Origin of the sequence: Brevundimonas sp. P7753 (assembly GCF_013386595.1) — a bacterium.
Lineage (GTDB): Bacteria > Pseudomonadota > Alphaproteobacteria > Caulobacterales > Caulobacteraceae > Brevundimonas > Brevundimonas bullata.
This window is the reverse complement of the sequence record NZ_JACARP010000019.1, coordinates 20,784-35,369: the sequence shown is the minus strand read 5'-3', so window position 1 is coordinate 35,369 and position 14,586 is coordinate 20,784. Positions and strand designations below refer to the sequence as shown.

Below are 14,586 nucleotides of genomic sequence, written 5' to 3'. Positions count from 1 at the left end.
TCTGGGTTCCGGGTTCGCTTCGCGCCCCGGAATGACGGCAGGGAGGATCAGAACAGAATCTTGCGCAGACTGATCCGGAAGGTCCGGCCCAAGGGGTCCAGATAGTCGGGCTGATAGGACAGGGGCGTTTCGCCCAGCCCGTCGCGCACATCCAGCCTTTGGTCGAACAGGTTTTCGATGCCGATGCTGACGCGGGCGCCCTTCAGCCACGGGTATTTCGCCACCCAGGTCTGGCGCGACGACAGGTCGGCGAACAGGTTCAGGTTCACCGTCGTCAGGTCCGAGAAGCTCAGGTCGTCGGTCGGCGACGAGCCGCCGCTGATCCGCGTGGACTCCTTCCAGTTGGCGTTCAGGAAGCCGCCCATGCCGCTCTTGAACAGGCCGGCCTGGAACTGGACCTCGTTACGCGACTGGCCCCCGCGCGCGCCGATGGCGGCGCCGTCCAGCAGGTCGAGCACCGGCAGGCCGTCGCGGATCGTGATCTCATCCTGGATGCGATAGGTGTGATAGAGCGAGACGTTGAAGCGCCCCTGGCCGGGCTGCATGGCTGCGCCACGACCGCCGCGTCCGCCGCCGCCCATTCGCATGCCGCCGCCGCCGGGGGGAGGACCGCCCGCGCCCGGACCACCGCCGGGTCCGCCGGGGCCGCGCACCATACGCCCTGCCGCCGCCGGGTCAGGCTTGCCGAAGGGGGTCGAGAAGTTCAGGCCCCAGCGGATTTCCTGCTGCTCGGCCTTCTGGAAGTTCAGCGGGCGGGCGTCGATGGACAGCAGATTGCCGTCCGTGTCGCGGGTGAAGCGCTCGGGCAGGGCCGCTTCCAGTTCCGGTGTGATGGTCGGGAAGGCGGCGATGGAGCCTTCGACCTCGGTGCGGGTGTAGTTGGCGGTCAGCCGCAGGTCCTTGTCCTTCAAGGGCGTCAGGTTGAAGCCCAGCTTGAGCACGCGCTTGGTCTCTTCGGACAGGCCGGCGTTGCCGCCTTCGATGCGGGTGATGTTGACCGACTGGCCGGTGCGGAAGTCATAGACGGGCACGTTCGGCGTCGAGATGGTCGGGTCGTTCAACTGGGATATCGACGGCGGGCTCTGTTCGTCGGCCCAACTGACGTTGAAATTGAGCGGCGTCCACGGCGACCAGTTCAGGCCGACCGTATAGGCGCTCAGCCCGCCGAAGTCGGACAGGTCCTGATAGGCCAGGTTCAGGTTGGCCGACAGGTCGCCCAGCACCCTCAGAACCTCGCGGTCGCGGCTGGCGATGGGCAGGTTGAAGTTGCCTGAGGCGCTGGTCCGGTCGCGCGACAGCGAGCGCTCCGAGAAGACGCTGGTCTTCAGGTCCGCATCATAACGCAGGCTCTCGGAATCCAGGGTCTGGGTGTCGAAGCCGACCTTGAAGGTCGAGGTCAGGGCGCCCGCAGGCCCCTCCCAGGCGGTGCCGTTGATGACGCCTTCGAGATTGCCGCTGCTGGACACGGATCGGGCGGTGTCGAAGGGCAAGCGCGGCGCCTGGTCGGCGTCGCCGAACGGATCGATCATGCCCGCCGTCACCCCGGATTGCAGCGTGTCCTGATCCAGCCCGCGCCCGGTGCGGGTCTTGGTTTCGGTGCGGTCGTAGCCGCCGGTCAGCGTCCAGCGCCAGTCGCCCAGATAGCCGTCCACCAGGGCCCCGACCTTGCCCGCCAGGGTGTCGGTGGTGCGCGACAGGGCGTCGGGGGCGTTCAGGTAGAGCATTTCCGTCACCGTCGACGGCGGCAGGGCCAACTGGACGCTCGGCAGACCCTGATAGGACAGCCGCGAGGTGTCCTCCAGACTGGCGCTCAGCGTCAGGGCGGTGGTGTCGTTCAGGTCGCGCACCAGCGAACCGGCGACCGAGGCCTGCTCCTGCTTGGCCAGCAGGGTGCGATAAGCGGTCGGGTCGCCGTCTTCACGCTGGATATTGCGTTCGGTCTCGAACAGGGGGGTGTCGTTCTCGTATTCCAGATCCAGCGTCGTGCGCTGCTTGCCGGCGATGCGCAGGATGTTGCTTTCCAGATCGCTGACGGTACGCCCGCCTGCATCCGGGCGGCGGACGCTGGCCTGCATCGTCAGCGAGCGGAAGTTCGCCTTCAGCACAAAGTTCACCACGCGCTGATCGGCGCTGTAGCCGTAGGAGAGGGCGGTTTCCTCGGGCAGGATCTCGGTGCGTTCGATGGCCTCGGGCGGGATGCCGCGGATTTCCTGGAAGCCCGAGATGCGCCGTCCGTTGACCAGGAAGACCGGCGCGCCGCCGCGTGAGCTGCGCGTCACCGGCTCCAGCAGGGTCATCAACTCCTGGATGCTGCTGGCGCCGTAGGCCTTCAGCTGTTCTTCATCCAGCACCAGCTCGGGCTCATAGTCGCCCAGGGCCGCGCCCCGGCGCCGGCTCGACACAGCCTGGATCTCGCCCAGGTCATAGGCTTCCTGCTCTTCAGCCGCAGGGACGGCGGGCGTCTGGGTCTGCGGCGCGACCGCGGGCGTCGTCTCCGCATTGGGATCGAGCGAGGCGAGAGCGAGAAGCAGAACGACGGGTGACATGAAGAGTCCTGGCTAGACCGGAAGCTTGGGGCGTCGACCTGCTTGAAGACCGATGTGCGCCGAATAGTGGCGGGACGGTCTCCGTCAGATTAACAGGTAATGACGCGGAAATGTCACAGCAGGCCCGACAGTGATCTAACGCAGAAAGGGGCGGCGTCCGTCGCACGCCGCCCCTTCTTTTTTCGGCTCCGATGAAATCAGAAGCGGGCGCGCACGCCGACGACCAGGTTGCGGCCGCGCTGCGGGGCGGTTTCGGCCAGGAAGGAGGCGTGGTTCAGCGCCAGTTCGTCCAGCAGGTTGGTCCCGCGCAGGAAGATCTGAGACTTCACCCCGGCCAGCTCCACGTCATAGGCCACGGTGGCGTTGACCATGTTGTAGCCCGGCGTCTCGCTCTCGAAGGCGGCGATGTCGTTCTGCTTGAAGGTGCGGCTGTATTCGACGTCGCCCGACCATGGCCCGGCGAAGGCCTCAGCGCGGACGCCCAGACGCGCCGCCGGGATGCGCGGCAGGTTGCCGCCGTCGCCCTTCAGCTCGCCGCGCACATAGTCGCCGAAGACCGTGGCCGACAGCCAGGGCGTCAACTGCTGGCGCACCTCGCCTTCCAGGCCGGTGAAGGTCGCGTCGGCCTGGCTGTACTGGATCAGGCGGAAGTCCTCGAACTGATCCAGGGTGCGGGCGAAGATGTAGTCGTCGTAGACGTAGTGATAGGCGCTGACCGAGGCGGTGGTGGACCCCGCCGTCTTGCGCAGCGTCAGCTCGAGGGCGTTGGCGGTTTCGACGTCCAGGCCGCTGTCGCCGATCTCATAGGTGTTGGTCGCCAGGTGGACGCCGTCGGCATAGAGTTCCTGCGCCGAGGGGGCGCGTTGCGAGCGCGACAGCGACACCGCGCCCGACCAGCCGGGCATGAAGTGCCAGACCGCCGAGCCCGAGATCGAGAAGGGCTTGTGCTCGGCGTCCGGCAGGCCGATGGCCGAGGCCTCCTGCCACTCCTGACGCAGGGCGCCCTCCAGGTGCCAGTCGCCCAGTTCATATTCCTCCATCACGAACAGGCCGGTGTTCTTGGTCGTGCTGGGGGCCAGGAAGCTCTCCTCGCCGACCGCGGCGAAGTCGCTCTTGCTCAGTTGCAGGCCGACCACGCCCTTGAAGCCGGCGATCTCGCGATGCTGGGCCTCGATGCGGCCGTCATAGCCCTCGTTGGTGAAGGTGGTCGAGACGACGCCTTCTTCCAGCTCCTGATGCTGATAGTCGGTGTAGCCGGCGCGCAGACGCAGGTTCTCGATGCCGGGCAGGGGATCGCGCAGTTCGCCTCGCAGATCGACGCGGCGGCTCTTCAGACGGACCTCGGGCACGCCGTGGTCGTGATCGTGTTCCTCGCCTTCCTCGTGATCGTGGCCGTCATGGTCATGATCGTCGTGACCGCCGCAATGCAGGTGGTCGCCGTGCGGGTGGCAGCCCTCATATTCGTGGGTGTGGCCCGCGAGGCCGTAACGGCTGGTCTGTTCGGTATAGGCCGCGCCCAGATAGCCGCGCGAACCGATGTATGAGGCGCCCAGCGTCGCGGTCGAGGTCTCGTTGTAGGAGCCGTCCAGACGCGGTTCGTTCCAGTCCGGGACCTGGTAGTCGTCCGCCTTGCGGGCGGCGGCTTCAACGCGAACGGCGAAGTTGCCTGCACCGACCGTCAGGCCGACCACGCCGGCCTCTTCGTTGTCGACCGAGCCGCGACGGTATTCGACCACGCCCTCGCCGTTACTGGCGGGGATGCGGGTGGGGATCTTCTTGTCCAGAAGGTTGACCGCGCCGCCGATGGCGCCGCCGCCATAGAGCAGGGCCGAGGGGCCGCGCAGGATTTCGATGCCTTCCAGCAGCAGGGGCTCGCCCGAGATGGCGTGGTCGGGCGAGACTTCCGAAGCGTCCATCAGGCCCGCGCCTTCGCTCAGCACCTTGACGCGCGGGGCGGCCTGGCCACGCACCACCGGGCGGCTGGCGCCGCCGCCGAAGGTGTCGGAGTTGACGCCGGGAATGCTGCTGAGGGTGTCGCCCAGGGTCGACTGGCGGCGGTGGACCAGTTCGTCGCCGCTCAGCAGGGCGACGTGCGAGCCCACATCGTCGCCGGCGCGGCCCAGGGGCAGGGCGCGGACCACCACATCGGCGATCTCGGTCGGCTCGTCCTGATGCGCGGTCTGGATGACGTCGTCAGCCGCGAAGGCGTTGCAGGAGAGGGCGGCGGCCCCGGCGGCGGTCAGCAGAAAGGTTTGAAGTCGCAAGGCACGCATCCCCGTTACAATGTCGCGAACTTGATATGTTATAGTGTATCACTACGCAACCGCCTCGCTGCATTTCCTGACAAGCGGAGCCTTTGACGCAGAGCGGCGTTCGGACGGGACACCCTCAGAGAGGCCGACCATGACCCGTACCGCCGTTGCGCTGATGACCTGTCTCGGCCTGACCGCAGCCGCCTGTTCGCAGGAGGCGCCGCCGACGACCGCCCCGGTCGAGGCGCCGGTCGCCCCGCTCGCCGCCGCCGTCGGCTATGCCTGCGAGAGCGGCAAGGTGGTCACTGTGACCTATCCCGACACGGAGACGGCACGGGTGTCCTATGACGGTCGCGACTATGTCCTGGCCAGCGCGGTTTCGGCCAGCGGCGCGCGCTACGCCGGACAGGGGCTGGAGTGGTGGACCGCCAGCCGCGACGGGCAGGAAAGCGGGACCCTCAGCCGACTGGCGCCGAATGATACGACAGGCGGGACCATCATCGAGCGTTGCAGTCGCCCGGTCCCGGCCCTGGCTCCGTCGCCCGAGGCGCCGTGCATCGGGACCAATCTGAGGCTGTCGGTCGAGGGCGGCGACGCGGGCATGGGCAATCGCCTCACCACCCTGGCCTTGCAGAATGTCGGGACGCAGACCTGCAGCCTGACGGGCTATCCGACCGTGACGCTGGCCGATGCGGGCGACCGTGTCCTGACGGCGGTCAAGGCGGTGCAGGAGCCGGGGAGTTATTTCACGCAGGGAACGACGCCGACGCCGGTCGCGCTGAAGCCCCAGTCCAAGGCCTATTTCGATCTGGCCTGGAACGTCGTGCCGCATGAAGCCGAGGGCGAAAAGGTCTGTCCCGAGGCCAAGACCCTGCGCCTGACGACGCCCGGCGATACGGCCTTGGTCACGCTCCCGCTGGCCCTGACCGCGTGCGGGAGGCAAATTCGTGTCAGCCCGTTTCGTTCGGTAAGCGAGGCTTCGGCCAGGCCTGCCCCTGCGGCCTGAAATCAGGGGTTCAAACCTGCCTGAATTCAGCGTAGCGGAGAAATCATGACCCAGAGCACCAATACGGTCTTCTACGACCGCATCTCCGCCGAACTGGCCGACATCGACGCCCAGGGCCTGACCAAGCCCGAGCGCGTCATCGCCTCGCGTCAGGGGCCGGTGATTTCGGTGAACGGCCGCGAGGTCCTGAACTTCTGCGCCAACAACTATCTCGGCCTCGCCGGCGACGAGCGCGTCACCCAGGCGGGCATCAAGGCGATGGAGACGTGGGGCGCCGGCACGGCCTCGGTCCGCTTCATCTGCGGCACGCTGGAAATCCACAAGGAGCTGGAACGTGCCATCGCCGACTACCTCGGCTTTGAAGACACCATCCTGTTCGCCGCCGCCTTCGACGCCAACGGGGGCATCTTCGAGCCCCTGTTCGGGGCTGAGGACGCCATCGTTTCGGACAGCCTGAACCACGCCTCGATCATCGACGGCGTGCGCCTGTGCAAGGCCAAGCGCTATCGCTTCGCCACCTCGGACATGGCCGATCTGGAAGCCCAACTGAAGCAGGCCCGGGCCGACGGCGCGCGCGAGATCATCATCGCCACCGACGGCGCCTTCTCGATGGACGGCTATATCGCCAGGCTGAAAGAGATCCGGACCCTGGCTGACCAGTACGGCGCCCTGATCATGGTCGACGATTGCCACGCCACCGGCTTCCTGGGCGACAAGGGGCGCGGCTCCTACGCCCATCACGGCGTCGAGGTGGACTTCGTCACCGGCACCTTCGGCAAGGCCCTGGGCGGCGCCATGGGCGGCTTCATCTGCGCCAAGGCCAATGTCGTGGCCCTGCTGAAGCAGCGGGCGCGGCCCTACCTCTTCTCCAACGCCCTGGCGCCCGCCGTCTGCGGTTCGTCGCTGGAGGCCATCCGCATCGCCGCGGGCGAGGAGGGCGACGCCCTGCGCGCCCAGCTGTTCGCCAACGCCGCGCGCTTCCGCTCGGCCATGACGGCGGCGGGCTTCACCCTGCAGCCGGGCGAGCACCCTATCATCCCCGTCATGCTAGGCGACGCCAAGCTGGCGCAGGACATGGCGGCGCGGATGTTGGAACTGGGCGTCTATGTGATCGGGTTCAGCTTCCCGGTGGTGCCGCGCGGTCAGGCCCGCATCCGCACCCAGATGTCGGCGGCTCACACCTTTGAACAGATCGACGCCGCCGTGGCGGCGTTCGTTCAGGCGGGCAAGGAGTTGGGCGTCATCTGACGTCCGATCTAGCGATGGAAGCGCATATCGACGGGCGGATAATCAAGACCACCGACGATTTCTATGAGGCTTTTGCGAGGATCGAAGGGGTGCCGAGTTGGTTCGGTCGAAACCTCGACGCCCTCTGGGACACGGTGACCGGCCTGCTGGAAAAGCCGGTCACTCTCGACTGGCGGGATTTCCAGGCTTCCAGAGATGCGATGGGACCGGACTTCGAGACGCTCATTGAGCTTCTCCTTCAGGCCCAGGCAGAGACGGCCTCAGCCCCCGATCGTGTAAGATTTGAATTGAAGCTCGACGGCCAGCCCAGCTAGGGCTGCACGAGTGGGAGAAGTGATCCGATGACCCAATCCATGAAGGCCCTGGCCAAGACCAGGCCCGACGTCGGCCTTGAGCTGATCGACGCCCCGATCCCCGTGGCGGGTGACGAGGACGTTCTGATCCGCGTCCACCGCACCGCTGTCTGCGGCACCGACATCCACATCTGGAACTGGGACGAGTGGTCTCAGAAGAACGTCCCGGTGCCTATGATCACCGGCCACGAGTTCGCCGGCGAGATCGTGGCCATCGGTAAGGACGTGGATCGCCGCCTGAAGATCGGCCAGCGCGTCTCGGCCGAGGGCCACGTCATCGACCTGAACTCCGAAGCGGCCCGCGCCGGTCACTTCCACCTGGACCCCGACACCCGCGGCATCGGCGTGAACCGTCAGGGCGCCTTTGCCGAGTTCGTGGTGGCCCCGGCCTTCAACGTCATCGAGCTGCCCGATGACGTGCCCTATGAGATCGGCTCGATCCTGGACCCCTTCGGCAACGCCGTGCACACGGCCCAGCAGTTCGACCTGCTGGGCGAGGACGTGCTGGTCACCGGCGCCGGTCCCATCGGCATGATGGCCGCTGCGGTCGCGCGCCACGCAGGGGCTCGCACCGTAGTTCTGACCGATATCAACGACTTCCGTCTGGAACTTGCGCAAAAGGTTGCGCCGGGCGTGCGCACGGTGAACACCACCAAGGAAGATCTGCGCGACGTCATGCACGAGCTGGGCCTGAAGGTCGGCTTCGACGTGGCGCTGGAGATGTCGGGTTCGCCCATCGCCTTCAAGCAGTGCGTCGACACCCTGATCATGGGCGGCGGCATGGCCATGCTGGGCATTCCCTCCAAGCCGATGGAGACGGACTGGGGCGCGATCATCCTGAAGGCCCTGACCATCAAGGGCGTCTATGGGCGTGAGATGTTCACCACCTGGCGCAAGATGCTGGGCCTGCTGAAGGCCGGTCTGGACCTGACGCCGCTGATCACCCACCAAATGCCCTATCAGGACTTCGAGGCGGGCTTCGAGGCCATGCGCTCGGGCCAGTCGGGCAAGGTCGTCCTGAACTGGGCCGACTGATCCGGACCTGAAGCGAACCGAAGGCTCCCTGACCGCAAGGCAGGGGGCTTTTTCGTGTCAGGCGCTCTCCGAACTCGGGCGCGGTCGTCATTTCATTGCGGCGACAGCAGCCGGATCAGGCGGGGCTCGAAGCCTTTGGCCTCCGCGCCGGGCAGGGCCTCGGCCAGGCCGCCGTTTTCGAACAGGTCCAGCACGCGCGGGTGAACGTAGGCGGCGCGGCAGACCGTGGGCGTATTGCCGAGCAGGCCGGACACCGCCTTGACGCAGAGGGTGACTTTGCGCCGGGCGTCGGTGGGGGAGGTCGGCGGCTCCATGTCGCGCAGGGCGCGGGCGGCGGCTGCCGTTCCGGCCCAGGTGCGGAAGTCCTTGGCCGAGAACTGCTCGCCCAGGGCGTCGCGGATATAGGCGTTCACGTCGTCCGAGGTGACGGGATGCAGGTCGCCGTGGGCATCGCGATACTTGAACAGATGCTGGCCGGGCAGGCCCTCCAGGGTGCGCAGGGCGCGGGCCAGGCGCTGATCGCGGACGCTGATCCGGTGATCCTTGCCGCTCTTGCCGCGAAACTCAAAGGTCAGGGCGGCGCCGTCCACCTCCAGATGTCGCTTGTGCAGGGTGGTCAGGCCGAAGCTGCGGTTCTGGCGCGCATACTCGGCGTTGCCGACGCGGATCAGGGTGATCTCCAACAGGCGGACGGCGGTGGCCAGCACCTTGTCCCGGCACGGTCCGCGCTGTGACAGGTCCTGCTCTACACGCTCGCGCAGTTTCGGCAGCTTGCGGGCGAAGGCGGCCAGGCGGTCGAACTTGGCGTCGGCGGCGTGGCGGGTCCAGTCGGGGTGATAGCGGTACTGCTTGCGTCCCTTGAGGTCGCGGCCCGTCGCCTGGATATGGCCGTTGGCGCGCGGGCAGATCCACACCTCGGTCCAGGCGGGGGGGATGGCCAGGGCGCGGATGCGGTCCAGCGTCCTGGCGTCACGAATGGGCTGTCCGTCGCGGTCGCGATAGGAAAACCCCTTGCCTGAGCGGCGGCGGCTGAGGCCCGCTTGGTCATCGTTGCACCAACTGAGGCCGTCGGGGATGTCCGGGGCGGTCGGAAGGCGGGCGGCGCCGTCGGGCATGGCTTGTGATCCTGAAGATGCGACGACCAACGGACCATGAGCCTACCGGGTTCCTCTTGACCGCGAGCGCCGGGCGGGGGACGGAGCGGCATGAACTATCGTCACAGCTTTCACGCCGGAAACTTCGCCGACCTGGTCAAACACGCCCTGGTGCTGTGGCTGCTCAAGGAGCGGCAGGCCTGGACCGAGGCTCTGGGGCCGGTGACGGTCATCGACACCCATGCGGGCGCGGGCCTCTACGACCTGTCGGGCGACGGGGCGCGGTCGAAGGAGGCCGAGGCGGGCGTGGCGCGGCTGATGACCGCCGAGGACCGGCCGCCGCTGATCGAGGCCCTGGCCGCCGAGGTCGCGGCGCTGAACCCCGAAGGCGGGGCGCGCTTCTATCCCGGCTCGCCCCTGCTGATCGCGCGGGCGCTGCGGGACGGCGAGCGCTATGTCGGGTTCGAATTCCATCCGCCTGTCCAGGACATGCTGGCCGAGGCCCTGGCCGACTGGCCCGCCGCCGAGGGTCATGAAGGCGACGGCTATGTCGAGGCGCTGAAGGCGGCGAAGGCGACCAAGGGGCCTTTGGTCCTGATCGATCCGCCGTTTGAGCGGCCCGACGACTATGTCCGCTCAGCCGAGACCGCCGCCGCCATCCTGCGCCACGACCGGACGGCGACGGTGGCGATCTGGACCCCGCTGAAGGACATGGAGACCTTCGACGGTTTTATCCGGCGGCTGGAAGAAGCCAAGGTCGGGCGGGTGCTGGTGGCCGAGGCGCGCCTGCGCCCGCTGAACAATCCGATGAAGATGAACGGCTGCACCATGACGGTGGTCAATCCGCCCTCGGGCGCAGAGGCGGCGGCCGCCGAAATCTGCGGCTGGGTGGCCGCGACCCTGGGCGAGGTGGGCGCGCGGGCCGAGGTCTGGCGCGCGGGCTGAGGCCGTGGATTGCACTGCGACGCGAAAAAAACAGTGCAATTCGTGCAATGGCGAGGCGGGCGTGGGGAGGCCGCGAGCCGGGGGCTTCGGAGCGCCTGCCTTGTCCGCCGCCATCCTCGGGCTTGACCCGAGGATCGAAGGAGCGGGCGCGCTCGACGTGCCGACGTCGCGCAGACGGATAGCCCGATCCTCGGGTCAAGCCCGAGGATGACGGCAGGTGGGGCGCCCCCTTCACCGCGTGAGCGGGAAGGATCGAGGCGGACGGCGGGCTGCGACGATGTCAAAGAACCCCTTCATCCTGGCACAACCCGAGGCGTAGTCGTGCAAAACGCCGCGAGAAGCCGTCGATCCCAATGAAACATGGGGATTGGCGGGGTCTGATAGGCGAGCCGGTCAGGCCTCGACGACCTCGCCGGGCTCGTACAGGTGGGGCTCGAAGGTGGCGATGGCCAGGATCGGCCCCATGGCCGCCACGACTTCGGGGTGGCGCGTCATGACCTTCCAGTCCGTCGCGCTGGCCCAGACGGCGTGATTGGCCACGACCCGTCCGTTCAGACCGCGATGCAGGGTGGCCGAGACGAAGCCGGGCAGGGCGCGCTGGACCTGGGCCAGGGTCGTCAGATGCTCGATCAACTCGTCCTGACGGCGCGCGTCGCACTTGAAGATATTGATCAGGACGACAGGGGTGTCGGCGGTCGCGTCGGCGGACATGAAGGGCGGCCTCGTTGCAATCGTCCGACTTCTACCCCAATCCAGAGGCAGACGCTTCCTTCTCCCCGCTGGAAAACGCCGAAATGACCCGTATCGCCATTCTGGAAACCGGCCACCCGCCCGAGCATCTGCGGGACGCCTTCGACGACTATCCCGCACGGTTCCGCGCCCTGCTGGGCGAGAACGTGCCCACCGTGCGCTTTGACGTGCAGTCGGGCCATCTGCCGGAGGACCCGTCGATCTATACCGGGGCCATCGTCACCGGCTCGGCGGCGGGGGTCTATGACGATCTGCCGTGGATCTCGCCGCTGGTGGAGTGGTTGCGGGCTGCACGGGGCCAGACGCGGCTGCTGGGCATCTGCTTCGGGCATCAGGTCATCGCCCATGCCTTCGGCGGCAAGGTCAAGAAGTCGCACAAGGGCTGGGGCGTCGGCCTGCATCGCTATGACGTGGTCAGCCATGAGCCGTGGATGCATCCGCGCGCGCCCTCCATCGCCATTCCGGTGTCGCATCAGGATCAGGTGGTCGCCGTCGCGCCCGACACACGGGTGATCGCCTCCAGCCCCTTCACCCCCTACGCCGGTCTGGCCTGGGGCGAGGACGCGGTCAGCTTCCAGTGCCACCCGGAGTTCCAGCCCGCCTATGCCGCCGCCCTGATCGAGGGGCGGCGCGGCGACCGCATCCCGCATGATCTGGCGGATGAGGCCTTGCTGAGCCTGGAAGGCGCCAATGACCGGGCGGTGCTGACGGCCTGGATCCGGGCCTATCTGCTGCTGACCCCGCCGCCGGTCGAGGCGGACGGGAGCGGCATCTGACAAGAGGGGGCGGGGCGTTCGCTGAACGCTAACTTCTGGCGTGCCATTCTGGGGCGTCAGTTCGGAAGTGATATGTCGCCCATCAAAGCCGCGGTCCTCGCGATCGCCATTCTGCTGTCGCCGGGTCTGGCCCAGGCTCAGGTCCAGGCCCAGACGCCAGGCGAAGGTCCGCCTGCGGATCTGCTGCGGGCCGTGGAGACGCGCGCCTCGCGGACGAGTTTCGCGCAGCTGGAAGCCTTTGGCGAGGCGGCCTACAGGCGTCGGGACCGCGAGGGGCTGAACCGGATCTATCACGTCGTCTGGATCGTTCAGAACCAGGGCGAGTTCGAGCGCGCCGCCTTCTGGAACCGCCGTCTGGAAGAAAGAGCGCGGGCGCAACGCGATCAGCGCTTCATCCAGGTCGCGCATCTGAACGACCTCAGCGCCCGCTATGATCAGGGCGACCTGAACGTCGATGTCGAAATGAATCGGATGGTCGTCAATGGCGTCGACTGGTTCGTGCGCGCCCACGCCGCGCGTCTGACGGCCCTGACCCTGATGGATCAGGACCGGGTCGGCGAGGGGCTGAAGCTGCTCAATCAGGCCGAGGCCGACATTCCCGACGAGGACGCCTATGCCGCCACGGCCCATTCCGGTCTGTGGGAGATGACCGGCATGGGCTTGATGAAGCTGAACGACGTGGTCGGGGCCACCATCGCCTTCCGTCGGTTCGAGATCGACTACGCCAACCCGGCCTACCCACGCCCCGATTTCGACAGCCTCTACAACCTGACCAAGATGGCGGTTCAGGTCGGCGATCTGACGCGGGCGCAGGAATACTACGCCGCACACCGTCGGTTGAGCCTGAGGACCGGGCTGGAAAACCTGATGGTCTATGACGCGGCCCTGTGCGCCCAGGTCGCGGACGCCAGGGATGAGGCGCTGGACGTGCTGAGTTGTCTCGCCCCCTATGGCGAGGACCTGGGCGTGGCGGCCTTCCTGAGGCTGGAAATCCTGCCGCTGCGGGCGGTGGCGCGGGCGCGGACCGGCGACGTGGACGGGGCGCGGCGCGACCTTGATCAACTGCGCCATTTCGACGGCCTGGGCGGGGTGGATTCCCATGTGGCCCTGGTCGAGGCGGAGCTTCTGTTCGCGCAGGGCCGGTCGACCGAGGCCTATCAGGTGCTGCGAACCTATCAGCGCGCACGGGACGTCCAGACCTCGCAGCGGTTCAGCGCCGGCATCCGCCAGGTCACAGGCGATATTCAGGAGCAGCTGGATCGGCGCCGCCAGCAACTGGACACGGCGCGGGCCAACACCGAGCTGCAGCGCACGGTCATCCGCTGGCAGAACTGGATTGTCGGCATCGGCGTGGTCTTCATGCTGTCGGCCCTGCTGACCCTGATCTGGCAATGGCGCCAAGGCGCGGAACTGCGCAGCGCGCGCCGTCGCGCCGAAGACGCCAATCGGTCCAAGAGCGAGTTTCTGGCCAATATGAGCCACGAGATCCGCACGCCGCTGAACGGGGTGGTGGCCATGGCCGACGCCCTGGCGCAGCGCGACCTGAACCCCGACGAACAGGACATGGTCGAGGTCATTCGCTCGTCCGGGGCGACGCTGGAAAGGCTGTTGTCCGACATTCTGGACAGCGCCCGGATCGAGTCCGGTCAGGTCACGATCGAGGCCGCGCCCTTCCATCTGGGGCGGGCTGTGCACGACGTGGCGGCCCTGTGGCGCATCCCCGCCGAGGCCAAGGGGGGGGCGGTCGTCGCCCATGTCGATCCGGGGCTGGATCGACTGGTCGAGGGCGACGCCGTGCGCGTGCGTCAGGTCCTGACCAATCTCGTCAGCAATGCGCTGAAGTTCACCGCCGAAGGACAGGTGACGCTGACCGTCGAGCCGGGCTTGGAAGGCGATGTGCGCTTCACCGTCACCGACACCGGCGTCGGCTTCGACGAGGAACAGAAGGCGCGCATCTTCGGTCGCTTCCAGCAGGCGGACGGCTCGATCACGCGGCGCTTCGGCGGCACGGGGCTGGGGCTGGCCATCTCGCGCGAACTGGTCGGGCTGATGGGCGGCTGGCTGGAGTGCGAGAGCAGGCCCGGCGAGGGCTCGCGCTTCTGGTTCGAGATTCCGCTACCGCCGGTTCAAGGGACGGTCGAGCCCGCCGAGGCGGTTCAGCCGGCCGCAGACGTGCGCGAACAGCCGTTGCGGGTGCTGCTGGCGGACGACCATCCGGCCAACCGCAAGGTCATCGAGATCATGCTGGGTGCGACGGCCATGGAGCTGGTCGCGGTCGAGGACGGGGCGCAGGCGCTGGAGACCTTCAAGCGCGAGAGCTTCGACCTGGTGCTGATGGACATGCAGATGCCGGTGATGGACGGGCTGACCGCCACCGCCGCCATACGCGCCTTCGAGGCGCAGTCGGGCCGGGCGCCGACACCGATCCTGATGCTGACCGCCAACGCCATGGCCGAACACATCGAGGCGGGTCGGGCGGCGGGGGCGGACGGCCATCTGACCAAGCCGCTGACCCTGGCCGCCCTGTTCGACGGGATCGCCCGCGTGATGGCGCTGAGCGAGCGGTCGAAGGTCGCCTAGA

Annotated in this window: 11 protein-coding genes; 7 read left to right on the top strand and 4 right to left on the bottom strand. The window is 67.6% G+C overall.

What is annotated here, in order from left to right; translation table 11 throughout:
- Window positions 1-47: 47 nt before the first annotated feature.
- On the bottom strand, window positions 48-2,546 hold the full coding sequence (locus HX774_RS04420; RefSeq protein ID WP_178824574.1) for a TonB-dependent receptor: 2,499 nt from the start codon (window positions 2,544-2,546) through the stop codon (window positions 48-50).
- A gap of 197 nt (window positions 2,547-2,743) precedes the next feature.
- Window positions 2,744-4,819, bottom strand: coding sequence for a TonB-dependent receptor domain-containing protein (locus HX774_RS04415; RefSeq protein ID WP_178824572.1), 2,076 nt, complete (start codon window positions 4,817-4,819; stop codon window positions 2,744-2,746).
- Between the two features lie 130 nt (window positions 4,820-4,949).
- Here HX774_RS04415 and HX774_RS04410 point away from each other — a divergent pair, with 130 nt between their 5' ends.
- From HX774_RS04410 to tdh, 4 genes are read left to right on the top strand one after another with little or no spacing between them, the layout of a single operon-like run.
- Window positions 4,950-5,804 carry a DUF4232 domain-containing protein gene (locus HX774_RS04410; RefSeq protein ID WP_178824570.1) on the top strand — a complete coding sequence of 285 codons (855 nt, stop codon included), beginning with the start codon at window positions 4,950-4,952 and terminating at the stop codon, window positions 5,802-5,804.
- 45 nt (window positions 5,805-5,849) lie between these two features.
- Complete coding sequence (locus HX774_RS04405) at window positions 5,850-7,052, top strand: glycine C-acetyltransferase (RefSeq protein WP_178824568.1); 1,203 nt, start codon at window positions 5,850-5,852, stop codon at window positions 7,050-7,052.
- A gap of 14 nt (window positions 7,053-7,066) precedes the next feature.
- Window positions 7,067-7,366 carry a barstar family protein gene (locus tag HX774_RS04400; protein WP_178824566.1) on the top strand — a complete coding sequence of 100 codons (300 nt, stop codon included), beginning with the start codon at window positions 7,067-7,069 and terminating at the stop codon, window positions 7,364-7,366.
- A 39-nt stretch (window positions 7,367-7,405) separates the two neighbouring features.
- Window positions 7,406-8,440 carry an L-threonine 3-dehydrogenase gene (gene tdh, locus HX774_RS04395; protein WP_370523339.1) on the top strand — a complete coding sequence of 345 codons (1,035 nt, stop codon included), beginning with the start codon at window positions 7,406-7,408 and terminating at the stop codon, window positions 8,438-8,440.
- 92 nt (window positions 8,441-8,532) lie between these two features.
- Here tdh and HX774_RS04390 read toward each other — a convergent pair whose 3' ends face one another.
- A complete protein-coding gene (locus HX774_RS04390) occupies window positions 8,533-9,555 on the bottom strand; it encodes a DNA topoisomerase IB (protein WP_178824562.1) in 1,023 nt (340 codons plus the stop codon).
- A 90-nt stretch (window positions 9,556-9,645) separates the two neighbouring features.
- Between HX774_RS04390 and rlmJ the strand changes: the two genes are divergently transcribed.
- On the top strand, window positions 9,646-10,479 hold the full coding sequence (gene rlmJ, locus HX774_RS04385; protein WP_178824560.1) for a 23S rRNA (adenine(2030)-N(6))-methyltransferase RlmJ: 834 nt from the start codon (window positions 9,646-9,648) through the stop codon (window positions 10,477-10,479).
- Between the two features lie 393 nt (window positions 10,480-10,872).
- On the opposite strand, the gene HX774_RS04380 is transcribed toward rlmJ, so the two are convergent.
- Window positions 10,873-11,190 carry an antibiotic biosynthesis monooxygenase gene (locus HX774_RS04380; protein ID WP_114816900.1) on the bottom strand — a complete coding sequence of 106 codons (318 nt, stop codon included), beginning with the start codon at window positions 11,188-11,190 and terminating at the stop codon, window positions 10,873-10,875.
- Window positions 11,191-11,273: 83 nt separating this feature from the next.
- Here HX774_RS04380 and HX774_RS04375 point away from each other — a divergent pair, with 83 nt between their 5' ends.
- Both HX774_RS04375 and HX774_RS04370 read left to right on the top strand, forming a co-directional pair.
- Window positions 11,274-12,005 (top strand): type 1 glutamine amidotransferase, encoded by a 732-nt coding sequence (locus tag HX774_RS04375; RefSeq protein WP_178824557.1) that lies wholly within the window; start codon window positions 11,274-11,276, stop codon window positions 12,003-12,005.
- 72 nt (window positions 12,006-12,077) lie between these two features.
- A complete protein-coding gene (locus tag HX774_RS04370; RefSeq protein WP_178824555.1) occupies window positions 12,078-14,585 on the top strand; it encodes an ATP-binding protein in 2,508 nt (835 codons plus the stop codon).
- The last annotated feature ends 1 nt before the right edge of the window (window position 14,586 follow it).